The organism is Komagataeibacter intermedius TF2 (genome assembly GCF_000964425.1).
Lineage (GTDB): Bacteria > Pseudomonadota > Alphaproteobacteria > Acetobacterales > Acetobacteraceae > Komagataeibacter > Komagataeibacter intermedius.
In genome coordinates, this window is record NZ_BANF01000777.1 from 1 (window position 1) to 299 (window position 299).

Genomic DNA, 299 nt, shown 5'->3' on the forward strand with positions numbered 1-299 from the left:
CTTCAGATACTCTTGATGAAGCCGGAAGGCGTGCCTTCGGCAGGATCGACAAACACCACGTCATCCGGTGCCCGGCGCGGTGTGTCGATGGCAAGAAAAGTGACAGGATCACGCAGGATACGCGGCACCGCATGCACCGCACGCCGCGGAAAGACCAGCAGGTGCCCGGGGACAAACGGCGCTTCCTCAGCCGGATCATCAATCCAGAATGTCCCTTCTCCGGAAAGCACATGGAGGACTTCATCACACTGGGTATGATAATGCGGCGGCACGTCCCGATAGATCCGGAACACCCTGAT

General features: G+C 58.9%; 1 protein-coding gene. It reads right to left on the reverse strand.

Going from position 1 to position 299, the window contains the following annotated elements:
• Window positions 1-2 precede the first annotated feature (2 nt).
• On the reverse strand, window positions 3-299 hold a 297-nt coding region (locus tag B7449_RS19230), incomplete at its 5' end, for a cupin domain-containing protein (RefSeq protein ID WP_048884118.1).